General features: G+C 74.3%; 9 protein-coding genes. 5 read left to right on the top strand and 4 right to left on the bottom strand.

Annotated elements, in window-relative coordinates:
- The first annotated feature begins 218 nt into the window (after window positions 1-218).
- The 3 genes from GQS09_RS11240 to GQS09_RS11230 all read left to right on the top strand — a co-directional run bounded on the left by GQS09_RS11240 (window position 219) and on the right by GQS09_RS11230 (window position 3,242).
- On the top strand, window positions 219-1,913 hold the full coding sequence (locus tag GQS09_RS11240) for an AMP-binding protein (RefSeq protein WP_165985882.1): 1,695 nt from the start codon (window positions 219-221) through the stop codon (window positions 1,911-1,913).
- A 23-nt stretch (window positions 1,914-1,936) separates the two neighbouring features.
- Window positions 1,937-2,215, top strand: a complete 279-nt coding sequence (locus GQS09_RS11235; RefSeq protein ID WP_165985881.1) for a phosphopantetheine-binding protein — start codon at window positions 1,937-1,939, stop codon at window positions 2,213-2,215.
- Between the two features lie 142 nt (window positions 2,216-2,357).
- On the top strand, window positions 2,358-3,242 hold the full coding sequence (locus GQS09_RS11230; RefSeq protein ID WP_165985880.1) for an alpha/beta fold hydrolase: 885 nt from the start codon (window positions 2,358-2,360) through the stop codon (window positions 3,240-3,242).
- Between the two features lie 82 nt (window positions 3,243-3,324).
- On the opposite strand, the gene GQS09_RS11225 is transcribed toward GQS09_RS11230, so the two are convergent.
- The gene (locus GQS09_RS11225) at window positions 3,325-4,374 is read right to left on the bottom strand and encodes a class I SAM-dependent methyltransferase (RefSeq protein ID WP_313896088.1); all 1,050 of its coding nucleotides are present in this window, start codon (window positions 4,372-4,374) and stop codon (window positions 3,325-3,327) included.
- Window positions 4,375-4,525: 151 nt separating this feature from the next.
- Window positions 4,526-4,876, bottom strand: a complete 351-nt coding sequence (locus GQS09_RS11220) for a VOC family protein (protein WP_207957696.1) — start codon at window positions 4,874-4,876, stop codon at window positions 4,526-4,528.
- A 479-nt stretch (window positions 4,877-5,355) separates the two neighbouring features.
- On the opposite strand from GQS09_RS11220, the gene GQS09_RS11215 reads away from it, so the two are divergent.
- Together GQS09_RS11215 and GQS09_RS11210 are read left to right on the top strand one after the other, a co-directional pair.
- Window positions 5,356-6,906 carry an MFS transporter gene (locus GQS09_RS11215; protein ID WP_207957695.1) on the top strand — a complete coding sequence of 517 codons (1,551 nt, stop codon included), beginning with the start codon at window positions 5,356-5,358 and terminating at the stop codon, window positions 6,904-6,906.
- Window positions 6,907-7,129: 223 nt separating this feature from the next.
- Window positions 7,130-8,485 (top strand): M14 family metallopeptidase, encoded by a 1,356-nt coding sequence (locus GQS09_RS11210; RefSeq protein WP_165985878.1) that lies wholly within the window; start codon window positions 7,130-7,132, stop codon window positions 8,483-8,485.
- Between the two features lie 89 nt (window positions 8,486-8,574).
- On the opposite strand, the gene GQS09_RS11205 is transcribed toward GQS09_RS11210, so the two are convergent.
- The gene (locus GQS09_RS11205; RefSeq protein WP_165985877.1) at window positions 8,575-10,158 is read right to left on the bottom strand and encodes a PucR family transcriptional regulator; all 1,584 of its coding nucleotides are present in this window, start codon (window positions 10,156-10,158) and stop codon (window positions 8,575-8,577) included.
- Between the two features lie 240 nt (window positions 10,159-10,398).
- Window positions 10,399-12,677, bottom strand: a 2,279-nt coding sequence (locus GQS09_RS11200; protein ID WP_243761303.1) for an ATP-binding protein, incomplete at its 5' end; no start/stop codon positions are given.

The following is a 12,677-nucleotide window of genomic DNA, read 5'->3' as shown; positions in this document are numbered from 1 at the left end:
TGACGATCGCACGGTGACGATCGCGCGGTGCGGGGGAACGGCTGACGCGGGCGGCGCCCGGGCGCCACCGGCCAGTGTCGAGGAGTTCACGGTGCCGGTCCGGCACGGCAACAGACCCTTGAAAGAGACGACCGGCGCCACCTCTGCATCTCCTACTGTCCTGAAGGCCGGCCGTGAACCCGCGGGCGGCCGTCCGTCCGGCGACCGAGGGGCAGTTCATGACCCGCACCGACGTGCATCCGCTGGCGTGGCTGGAGCAGCCGCGCGCGGATGCTGCCGTGGAGGTTTTCGACGCCGAGCCGGTCAGCCGCACCCCGTATCCCGACCTGGCGTCACGCGCCCTGCGGACGGCCGGCGGACTGGCCGCGAGCGGTGTGCCGGCCGGATCGGCGGTGCCCCTGCTGTGCCGTACCGGCCCGGACCTGGTGGCCGGCTTCTACGGCGTGCAGGCGTCGGGATGCGTGGTGTCCGTGCTCGCTCCGCCCACCAGGATGTCCGGCGACCCGCACCGCGAGCGCATCCGGCAGGTGATCGACGCCCTCGACGCCGGCGTGGTCGTGGTCGACGCGGACCACCTGTCCTACGCGCGGCAGGTGGTGAACGAGTCCGGCTTCGCCTCCCGGCGGCGTGTGCGGCTGCTCGTGCTGGACGAGCTGGCGCGGGCCGATCCCGCCCGGCGCGATCCCGCGGAGACGGCGCTGATCCAGTTCACCTCGGGCAGTTCCGGCCGGCCCCGCGGGGTGCGGATCTCCCACCGGGCCCTGGCGGCGAACGTCGCGGCGATCCGCGCCTGGGAGCGCGCCACGGCGAGCGATGCGTGGTGCTCCTGGCTGCCGATGCACCACGACATGGGTCTGATCGGCTGCATGGTCGTCCCGGTGTCCGGCGGGAACAACGATCTGGCCGTGTGCACGCCCGAGACCTTCGTCCGCCGCCCGCTTGCCTACCTGCGCCGCTTCCACCGCGGCGGCGCCACCATCACCGCCACCCCGCCGTTCGGGCTCCAGCGCATCGTCGACCGGGTGCGGCCGGAGCAGCTCCAGGGCCTGGACTTCACCGGCTGGCGCGCCCTGATCGTGGGCGCGGAGCGGATCGACCCGGTCCGGGTGCGGTCCTTCACCGACCTGATGGCCGGCCACGGGTTCGCTCCGAGCGCGCTCACGCCCGCCTACGGGCTCGCCGAGTCCACGCTCGCCGTGACCGGGGTGCCCGTCGGCCGGCGTGCCTCCAGCGTGCGGATCCGCCGCGGCGGCCTCTCCGTCGGGGCACCCGTGCGCACCGATGCCGGCGGGCAGGACGAGGGCGGAACCGTCGACGTGATGAGCTGCGGGCGCCCGCTCGCGGGCATGGCGGTCCGCCTGGTGGACCAGGACGGCAAGCCGGTGCCCGAGGGCCACCTCGGCGAACTCGTCGTCACCGGCTCCTCGCTGGCCGACGGCTACCTGGAGGAGTCCGCGACGGCGGGCACGGTCCTCCGCGACGGGGCCCTGCACACCCGTGACGTGGCCTTCGAGCGCGACGGCGAGCTGTACGTGCTCGGCCGGCTGGGCGACAGCGTCAAGGTCAACGCCCAGTATGTGTTCGCCGAGGACGTCGAGATGATGCTGGGCCGTGCGGGCCTGGACCTCAACCGTACCTGTGTGGTGCTGGGGGAACTGGGCACGCAGGCCCACGCGTACGCGGTCCTGGAGGATCCCGGGCCCGGCGGCGCCGAGACCGCCGCCCGGGTGCTCGGCTCGACGTGTCCGGGCATCAGGCGGCACGTCGCATGCGTTCCCCGCGGGACCATTCCCCGCACCACCAGTGGCAAGAGCCGGCGCCGGGAGCTTTGGTTCACACTGCACCGCCGGCCCGCACCGCCGGCCGGGGCTGCCGTCCCGGCCGGGTCCGCCGCGGCGGACCGCCCGGCCTGAGAAGTCGAGAACGGAGAAGGCGGATGCGCTACACGGCGGAGACGGTCCGCGAGACCGTGCTCGGGATCATCCAGCAGCTCTCGCCCGAGCCGGAGCGGTACGACCCGGACAAGGACCTGCACCTGGTCAACGACCTCGGCTTCCACTCGCTGGCCCTGCTGGAGCTGGCCTTTGCGATCGAGGACGACTTCGACCTGCCGCCGATCGACGAGGAGACCGGGCGGGGCATCCAGACCACCGAGCAGGTGCTGGAGTACGTCCTCGGTCAGCTCGCGGCGCAGGACCAGCTCGTCACCTCCTGACCCCGCCGCCGCTTCCGCGGTGCGGAGCGACACCTGCGCGGCGTGTCCTGCGCGGCGTGTCCTGCGGCGCATCCGGGCTGCCGGTGCACCGGAAACCCCTCGGAGAACCCGGACGGCCGGATCTACCACGAAGGGAAACGGCATGAAGATCGAACTGCCCACCGGCGTCACCCTCAGCTACGACATGTACGGACCGGAGGACGGGCCGGTGGTCGTGCTCGTCCCGGGGCAGCACCAGGCGTCCCTGTTCGAGGACATGCAGGTGCCGCACCTGACGAAGGCGGGCTACCGGGTCGTCACCTTCGACCTGCGGGGCGTCGCGCCGTCGGAGGAGACCCCGCCGCCCTATACCGTCGAACTGCTCGGTCAGGACCTGGCCGCGCTCAACGAGGGGCTGCGGCTCGGCAGGTGCACCTACATCGGGTACTCCGTGGGCGCGATGATCCTGCTCGACCTGGCCATGAAACGGCCCGACCTGGTCGAGCGCGCGGCACTCATCGGGGTGCCGTGGAAGGCGAGCAAGCTCCAGGAGGCCATCCAGGCCGAGGCCGTGACGCGGCTGCAGTCGGGGCAGAAGATCCCGGCGCTCCTGGAGGGCGTCTACCGCGCGATGTACCTGTTCGGTCCGCGGGCGCTGAACCGCGATGCCTTCATCGCGCCCTTCCTGGAGGGCCTGCAGGGGTGGGCCGAGTCCGGTGGCCATGGTGCGATAGGGCACGCGGAGGCCGCCCGGCGGTTCCGGCCCTCCGAGGCGGAGGTGGCCGAGGTGCGGGTGCCGCTGCTCGTCGTCGGTATGGAGCACGACATCGTCGCTCCGCGGCACTACGCCCGGGAGCTGGCCGCGCTGATCCCCACCGCCGAGTACACCGAGATCCGCAACAGCGGCCACGCTTCCCTCCTGGAGAAGCCGACCGAGGTCAACCACCTGGTGGGTGAGTACCTGCGCAGCGGCAAGGTCGGCACGCCCCGCGGCACCGCCCACGCGCGGGACCACGTGGCCGGCGGGGCGCAGGGCCGCACGGCCTGAGGCGGGGCCGGCGTCCCGGTCCGGGGGCGGGTGGCCGCGCACCGCATGCGCGGCCACCCGCCCCCGGGCCGGGAACAGCCGCTCAGCCGGGCCGCAGCCGGTACAGCCGGTAGAAGAGGTGGCCGACGTCGATGACCTCAGTGTCCAGCCCCGCCTCCCGGGCATAGGCGCGCACGGTGGCGGGGCGCATGACGGTACCGGTTGCCGCCGTGGGAGTCTCGCTCATGCCCACCGGAAGGCAGTGCAGCACGCTGACCGCGTAGTGGAACCGTTCGGTGTCGGCGGGCTGGGGGGTGAACTGCTCGGCCACCGCGGGTTCCATCAGCAGGACGGCCCCGCCCGGGGCAAGCATCCGCCGGCAGCTGCGGAGCACCTCGACCGGCCGGGACATGTCGTGCAGGGCGTCGAACACGCAGACCAGCATGCTCCCTCCGTCCCGGCCGGACTCGGCGGCGTCCTGCACGGCGAAGGTCACCCGGTCGCCGAGGCTGCTCCGGGCAAGGCGCCGCCGGGCGTCGGCGATGGATGCCGGGTCCAGGTCGATGCCGTGCACCCGGGCGAGGGGGAACATGCGGGCCAGGGTGAGCGTGGAGAGCCCGGAGCCGCAGGCGACGTCGGTGATCACGGCATCGGGCAGGTGCAGCCGCGCTTCGACGTCCGGCAGGTGCCGCGCCATCCAGCCCGCCAGGTGGTGCCGGAAAACACCTCGGTTGAGGTCGGCCTGGCCGCTCCGCATGGCCTCGCCGTAGGCCGAGGGAGGCAGACCGGTCCGGTTCCGGTAGGCCGCCACCAGCTGCGGCAGGACCGAGGCCATGCCGGCCATCGGCATCACCACCAGTGGTGCGATCCAGTGCGGGCTGTCGGCGTCGAGCAGCGCTTCGGCGTGCTCGGGCGGAAGGCCGAAGCGGCGGCGCTCCGGTGGCTGCCCGGGGTTCTCGACGCGCAGCACGCCCGCGCTCGCCTGCTGTTCCAGCCATTCGCGGGCCATGCGCTCGTCGAGGCCGGCGCGCCGCGCCAGCTCGGCCGGTGTCGCCGGGCCGGCGTCGGCCAGCGCCCGGTAGGCGCCGGTCTCCAGACCGAGATAACAGGTCATCAGCTCGGCCGCGGCCAGCCCGGCCCCGAAGAACCGCACGGAGAAAGCCTGTGCGCTCGGGCCGGGTTCCTCGGTCCGGGCGGGCCTGCGGCGCGACGGGACCGGTGGGCGTCCGGCGGGCGGGCCCGGACGCCGGGGCGGGACTGTGGCAGGCAAGGCTACCTCCTCGGGACGGGCCCGCTTCGGCGGCTCAGCGGTGGCAGAGCATGTTGATCACATTGCCGTCCCGGTCCCGGAAGAAGAACCGGCGCACCCCCCACTCCTCGTCGCGGAGCTCGTGGATGATCTCCAGTCCGGCATCACGTGCCGCCGCGTGAGCGGCGTCGGCGTCGTCCACTTCCACCGAGGCATCCATGTTGACCGGGCCGGTGCGGTCCTCGGTGATCAGGCCGAGCTGGACCGAGGGATCGTCGGGCGAGGCCAGGATCGCGATCCAGCCGTGATGCATCACGACCTGCATGCCGGTCACTTTCACATAGGTGTCCACGGCGGAATCGAGATCGCTCACCGACAGGACGGACATCACGCGGAGCACGGCCATACCCCACAGGCTAGACCAGAACGCCCCGCCTCCCGGTGCGGGCCTGTCGGCACTCTTTCACCGCCCGCCTGCATCCGGACCCGAACGACTACGTTACCGGCGACACCTGCGGCTGTCCGCCCGCCCGGTGCACTCCCCGTTCCGTCCTTCCAGCACCGGCCGGGCTGAAACAAGAACGTTCCGCAGGCCGCAGACACACGTGCGAACAGAAGGAGGAATCCGGCGAGCGACCTTTCCCAGCTTCCCCAATTCTCCGACACGACTACTGGATTCACGAGGGCCGGACCGGCGCCCGGAAAACCGACCGGCAACACGTTTGGCGGAATGTCCATGGGTCTCACGCACGTTTCCGGCTGCCCGCCGGAGAGGCGGCTCACTCCTCTGCCCCGGCGGACGCCGGCGGAACGGTGTCCCGGCTCCGGCGGCCGGCGCACCCACCACGCAGGTTCCCAGGAGGACTTCCCGGAGAGGGGGCGTCCGTGACCAACGACCTGACCCGGCCGAGCCAGGAGCGCGCGGATACCGGCGACCGCGGCCGCCGGCATCTGGGCATGGCACTCGTGCTCATCAGCACGGTGCAGCTGATGGTCGTGCTGGACGCGACGATCGTCACCATCGCTCTGCCGCGGCTGCGCACCGACCTCGGGTTCGGCCCGGAGAACCTGTCGTGGGTCCTGACGTCGTACTCGCTGGCCTTCGGCGGACTGCTGCTGCTCGGCGGACGGCTGGGGGACCTGCTCGGGCGCCGGCGCGTCTTCACCCTCGGCGCGGGGGTGTTCGCGGTCGCGTCGCTGCTCGGCGGCATCGCCCCCACCCCCGCGTGGATCATCGTCGCCAGAACCCTCCAGGGGGTCGGCGCGGCCATGGCGTCCCCGGCCGCGCTCGCGCTCATCACCACGACGTTCCCGGCCGGGCCGCCGCGCAACCGCGCGATGGGCGTCTACGCGGCGATGTCCGGGCTCGGCTCCGCGGTCGGACTGCTGCTGGGCGGCGTGCTGACCGAGATCTCGTGGCGGCTGACGTTCTTCATCAACGTTCCGATCGGTCTCGCGGTGGTGCTGCTGGCGGGCAGGTTCCTCTCCGAATCGCAGCCCCAGCGGGGCGCGTTCGACGTGGTGGGGGCAGTCACCGCAACGCTCGGTCTGGGTGCGCTGGTCTACGGCTTCACCCATGCGAGCGGCGATGCGGACAGCGGCGGCAGCCGCTGGTCGGAGGCCGGGACGCTGGTCGCCGTCGCGGCGGGAGCGCTGCTTCTGGCCGCGTTCCTCGTGGTCGAGCGGCGTTCTCCCGCCCCGCTGCTTCCGCTGCACGTCCTGCGCAACCGCACCCGCGGTGTCAGCAACTTCGTGATGCTGATCGTGGCGGCGTCGATGTTCGCGTTCTTCCTGTTCATCAGCCAGTACGCGCAGGACGTCCTGGGCTACTCCGCGCTGGAGACGGGCCTGGCGTTCCTGCCGTTCGCCCTCACGATGATGGCCGCGGCACAGGTGTCCTCGGCCCTGGTTTCGCGTTTCGACCCACGGTGGGTGACCGGCGGCGGCGCGATGCTCGCGGCCTCGGGAATGTACTGGTACTCGCGGCTCGAGGCCGACTCGTCGTACTGGGCGCACGTCTTCCCGCCCATGACCATCGCTGCCGCGGGCTTCGCGCTGATGTCCATTCCGCTCACCCTGACGGCCGTGCACGGGGTGGCCCAGCGCGAAAAGGGTGTCACCTCGGCGGTGCTCAACTCCATGCAGCAGGTGGGCGGTGCCCTCGGCATCGCGGTGCTGTCCACGGTGTGGGTGCGGGCACTGCTGGACAAGCAGCAGGAACTGCTCGCCGGGGCCGAGGCGGCACCCTCCCCCGAGGACGCCGGCGGGCTGGCGGCTGAGGAGATCTACGCGATCGCGTTCACCGAGGGCGCCACCCGGGCCTTTCTCGTCATCACCGCCATGCTGCTCGGCGCGGCGGTCGTGGTGGTGCTCGGGCTGCGGATCAAGCAGAAGGAGCTGGCCTCCGACGGGGAGACGGAGGTGGCCGCCGGCTGACGCCCGGTTGCCGCCCGCCCGGGAGCGCCGCCGCGCGCCGTGCTGAACCGGCGACGGCGACGGGTGAGCGCCCGGACGGGGCGGCGGGCCGTGGCCCGCCGCCCCGTTCCGCCGAACCCTGCTGCGGGGATTGCGGAGGTGCTCATGCGGCGCAAGAATGTGCCGGCGCGCCACCCATGCGCGCTTCCCCCACCCGTCGCACTGGACGATCCCAGGAGTTGCGATGCGTATCCCCCTGCCCCCACCCCTGCGCCCGGCGCGGGGACGGCGGCCCCGAACGGCCGCCTTACTCACCCTCGTTGTCGCCCTCGCGCTGACCCTCACCCTCGGTGCCCAGGCCACCGCCGCCCCCGGCGGCTCCCGGCCGGGCGCCGGCTCCGGCGCCGAGGACACCCGCACCTATGAGGTGCGCGGCGTCAGTTCGGCCGCCCAGCGCTCCGCCCTCGCCCTGCAGGGCGGCGTGGCCATCGATGCCGTCCACGACCACTCGGTGACCATCACCGCCGACCGCGCCACCGTGCGCCGCCTGGAGCGGCTCGGCTACCTGCTGGAGGAACTGCCGGCCGGCAACCCCGCGGCGGCCGACGGGGCCGCCGCGCTCTCCACCCCCTCCGCGTACCACTCCTACAGCCAGACCATGGCGGCCGTGAACTCACTGGTCTCGCGGTATCCGGACCTGATGTCCAGCCGGGTGATCGGCACCTCCTACGAGGGCCGGTCCATCGTCGCGGTGAAGATCAGCGACAACGTCCGGACGGACGAGAACGAGCCCGAGATCCTCTTCACCCACAACATGCACGCCCGCGAGCACCTCACCACCGAGATGGCGCTCTACCTGCTCAACGAGTTCGCCACCCAGTACGGACGGGACGCGCGGCTGACACAGCTGCTCAACACCCGTGAGGTGTGGGTCATCCCGAGCGTCAACCCGGACGGCAAGGTCTACGACCAGGACTCCGGGGTGTTCCGCAACTGGCGCAAGAACCGGCAGCCGAACAGCGGCTCCCGGTACATCGGCACCGACATCAACCGGAACTTCGCCTACCACTGGGGCTGCTGCGGCGGCTCCTCGGGCTCCACCTCCAGCGCCACCTACCGCGGCAGCGGGCCGGAGTCCGCGCCCGAGACGCGGGTGGTGACCAACTTCGTGCGCGGCCGGGTGGTCGGCGGGCGCCAGCAGATCCGGGCGCACATCGACTTCCACAGCTACAGCGAACTCATCCTGTGGCCCTACGGGTACACGTACAACGACACCGCCCCGGGGCTGGACGCGGACGCGCGCAACGCCTATGCCACGGTCGGCCGGCAGATGGCCGCCAGCAACGGCTACCGGCCGCAGCAGTCCAGTGACCTGTATGTCACGGACGGCAGCATCAACGACTGGATGTGGGGCAGCCAGGGCATCTGGTCCTACACCTTCGAGATGTACCCGCGCAGCAGCAGCGGCGGCGGCTTCTACCCGCCGGGCAGCGTCATCGACCGGGAGACCGCGCGCAACCGCGAGGCGGTGCTCATCCTGATGGACCACGCCGACTGCATGTACGACGCCATCGGCAAGCCGGCGCTCTGCGCCTCCTGAGCCGGCCGGCGGCCCCCTCCCGTCCCGGTCCCGGACGCTCCCCGCGGCAGCGCCCGGGACCGGGGCACCCGGCGGCGCCCCGGCCGGGGTCACAGCGCGGTGGCCTTGAGGGCGAGCCACAGCTCCATGCGGACGTCGGCGTCGTCCAGCGACCGGTCCAGGATCTCCTCCACCCGGCGCATCCGGTAGCGCAGCGTGTGGCGGTGCACGCCGAGTTCCGCCGCGGCCGCGTCCCACTGGCCGTGGTGGCCCAGCCAGGCGCGCAGCGAGGCGACCAGATCGCCGCGCCCGCGGGCGTCGTGCTCGCGCAGCGGACGCAGCAGGCCGTCCGCGAACGCGCGCACCGCGTCGTCGGCGACCAGGGCGAGCACCGATCCGGCGGTGACGTCGTCGTGCTCGGCCAGGGTCCGGCCGCGCCGCCGGGCCATCACCACGGCCTGCCGCGCCTGCTGGTAGGCGCTGTCCGCGGAGGTCGGGCCGGCCGGGGCCGAGATGCCGAGCACCACCCGGCGCTCCTCCCGGCGCCCGCCGCGCGGCGCCGCCCCGTCCGCGTAGCGGGCACAGGCCGCGAGCACCGCGCCGGCCTCGGCGGCCACCAGCACCAGCTGGCCGGCGTCCGGCACCGCCAGCACGTCCTCCCCGGCGCGGGCGGCGGTCGCCTCCATGGCCGCGCAGAACTCGGCAAGACCGTCGTCATCGGCGGCTGCCGGGCCGGTGACCGCCGGCTCGGCGACCACGATCCGCAGCGGCGCGTCCAGCAGCCCGCCGTACAGCTCACCGGCGACGGCCCGGGCGTGTTCCGGCTCCCCGCTCAGCAGCAGGTGCAGCACGGCCGCGCCGAGCCGCCGCTCCGCCTCCTGGAACGCCCGGGACCGCTCGGTGAGCAGGGTGAGCACGGCGACCGCCGACTGCACCGCGTACCGCTCGGCGGTGCCGAGCGGGGCCGCGGTGCCGATGGCCAGCACCGCCCGGGGCGGCGAGCTGCCGCCCACGGTCTGGAGCTCCACCCGGTCGTCGGCGGCCTCGCCGGAGCTGTCGCCGCCGGCCACGGCGCTGGCCGGGACCGGGCGCTCGCACAGCCGCCGCACCTCCTCGCCCAGCCTGGCGGCGCGGCGGGCGGCCCAGGCCGGAGCGGCGTGGCCGACCGCGCCGGTGATGTCGTAGAGCGCGGCCCAGCCGTCCACCTGCGCGGCCAGTCTCTCCAGCAGGGCGCGGTGGCCGTCCTCGGAGAGCGCGGCCCGGGTCAGTTCGCGCTGGGCGGCGAAACCCGCGGTGACGGCCCGGTACTGCTCCTGGGCGAGTGCCGCCGAGACCGCCTTGCTGATGGCGAGGAACGGGATGCGCCGGGGCACGCCCAGCAGCGGCAGGCCCCGCTCGCGGCAGGCGTCGAGCAGCGCCCCGGGGGCCGGATGGTGGATGCCGACGCCGAAGCCGAGGCCGACCACGCCGGCGTCGGCGAGGCGGCCGACGTAGGCGCGCATCGCCGCGGAGTCGGTCACGTCGAGCTGGAGCCCGGTGGTGAGCAGCAGCTCACCGCCCTCCAGGTAGGGCACCGGGTCGGCCAGCTCGCTGACGTGCGCCCAGCGCACCTCGGCGGCGAGGCCGTCCTGACCGGCGAGCACCTCCAGCTTGAGCGCGGGGTGCTGGACCAGGGAGACCAGGGTCGGGTGCATGCGTGCGGGACCTTGCGGCGAGTGGGACGGAGCGGCGGACGCGGGGACGGGGAGAAGGGGGTACGGCCGGGCCGGTGTCCGGGGCCGGACCCGTCTTCACGTTACCGCCTCGCCCTCTCCCCCGGCCGCCGGAGCAGCCGTTTCCCGCCGGTCCGGCCGCTCCGGCCGCCGCGCTCGGTACCCCGGTGAGCTCCGTTTCCCCCGCAGGCCGCGCCGTGCGGCGGGGCGGCGGGGCCGGGTTCAGGGCTGGAGGTGGACCAGCAGCGGGGGGCCAAAGTCGCCGGTGACGCTGGTGAGGGAGACCACGGCATGGCGCGGCGGCACCCGGTGGGCCAGCTCCGAGGCCGGCCACCGCTCCCGCTCCACCTGCCGCACGGTCACCGTCTCGGTGGTCGCGTCCCGCCCGGTGAACGCCTTGCGCACCCCGCGCACCGAGCGGCGCAGCAGCCCGCCGGTGCGGTCCGGGGTGCTGGTGACGTCCCGGTCCTCGCGCCACTCCGTGCCCCAGACCCGGGCGAACTGCTCGGCGTCCCAGGTGGTGAGGCCGGAGAACGCCATCCGGCAGCCGACCGCGCCCAGCAGCCCGGTGCGCAGCCGCTCCGGCACCTCCTCCAGCGAGCGCAGCGCCAGTACCGCGCCCGCGTTGGCCGGCCGCAGACGGGTCAGCCCGCGCACCGTCCCCTCGGTGACCGCAGCGGTGGCGTCGTCCAGCACCAGGCAGGCGAAGAGCGAGCGGTCGCCGCGCGCGGTGACCGCAGCGGTGAACTGGGCCAGCAGCAGCCGGGTCAGGATGCGCGCGGCCTCGGCGTGCCCCGCCCCGGGCAGGTCGATGCGCGCCCGCACCGGATGCTCCACGGCTCCGAGCAGCGAGAACGGCCGGGTGCGGCGCTCCCCCGCGCCGCCGCCCTGCGGTCCGCCGAAACCGGCCCGGTCGAGGACGGCGAGCCGGTCGGCCAGCAGCCGCCCCACGTCGTCCGGGCGGACGGCCTGCCGCTCCCGGGCGTCGAGTTCGCGCTGCTGGTCCCAGGCGCCGGCGTGTGCCAGGTCCTCCCGCAGGGTGGCCAGCAGCGCGGGCGCCCCGTCCAGCAGCGCGCGCAGTTCCGGCACGCCCGGGAAGTGGCCGTAGGCCGCGCGGTAGGGGCCGAGAAGCTGGGCCAGCGCGGCGGCGGCCTCGGCCGGTTCGGTGCGCCCGCCGCCCGCCAGGGCCTCGGCCAGCAGGGCCGCCGCCGCGTCGGTGGAGTCCGCGCCGCCGTAGAGGTCGAGCCGGTGGCCGGGGGCGGCGGAGCCGGTCCGCACGATGATGTCGAAGGCGGCGTCCGGGCCCAGCCCGGCGCCGGCATCGCCGACCGCGATCACCGCCGCCTGCCCGGCCAGGGCCTGGAGGCACAGCGATTCGGTCACCGGGCGGATCACCCGCCCGGTCTTGCCGGATCCGGGCGGTCCGACCGCCAGCAGTGAGGTGCCCAGCACGGCCGGCTCCAGGGCCACCCCTTCGCCGCGCTCCGGATAGGGGTTGCGCTCGTCGTCCACGGCCCGGCCGATCAGCACCTGACGGGTCAGCAGGTCGTGGCGCGCGGTGCGGGCGGGCAGATCGCGGTCGCCGGAGGGGTGGGCGAAGGCGGCGGCGCCGCGCGCGGCGACCTCGGCGCCGAACTCGCCCAGCGCGGTGGGCCGGGCCCGCACGCCGCGCCAGGCGTGGTCGATCCGGGTCCAGTCCAGGTCGGACATCTCGCCGGAGCGGGCCGCCTCGCTCAGCAGGTCGGCGGCCCCGGCGGCGCCCGCCGCGCGCAGCGGCTCCCAGCGGGTGAGGTCGGCCGACGCGGTGTCCGCGCCGGGGCCGTCGCCGCCCGCCGCCGGGCCGCGACTGCCGCGCAGCGTGCGCCACACGCCGCGCCAGTCACCGAGCGCGCCGAACACCACGGCCAGCAGCACGGCGTAGAGCAGGTAGTAGAGGTCGTAGGCGACCACGTAGGGGGTGGTGTCGCCGTCCTGCCACCAGCTGTCGGGCACCAGGGCGTACAGCGGCTCCAGCCAGAAGTCCCAGACCTCGTTCCAGCTCAGCCGCCAGACGGTGACCGCGGCCACCGCGGCCAGCCAGCCGCGCAGCGTGCGGGAGCGCGGCAGGGCCCCGGCGGCGGGGTCGGCACGCAGCAGCCGCAGCACCCCGGGCCGCAGGCGCCGCCACAGCCGGGGCAGTTTGCCGGCCCGGCCGAAGCCCCACACCAGCAGGCCGGCCAGCAGCACCTCCCAGAGGTACAGGACGGTGGTGCCGAAGGTGCTGCTGCCCCAGGAGCCGAAGCCCAGCCACTCCAGCGGCCAGATCAGGAACGGCAGATAGCTGTGGGCGTACAGGGACCAGACCAGCAGCCCGGCGATCACCGCCAGGGCCGCGCCGCCGTACAGCTCGCGGTCGCCGATCGGGTCCGGGTCCCGCGGCGGCCGGGGCACCCGGCCCAGGCGCCAGATGCCGGGGCCGCCCGCCGGCCGGGGGGTGTGCAGCCAGGCCGCCAGCGGCGGCG

It is taken from the genome of Streptomyces sp. YIM 98790, from assembly GCF_011421595.1.
Taxonomy (GTDB): Bacteria; Actinomycetota; Actinomycetes; order Streptomycetales; family Streptomycetaceae; genus Streptomyces.
This window is presented reverse-complemented; position numbering and strand designations above follow the sequence as displayed.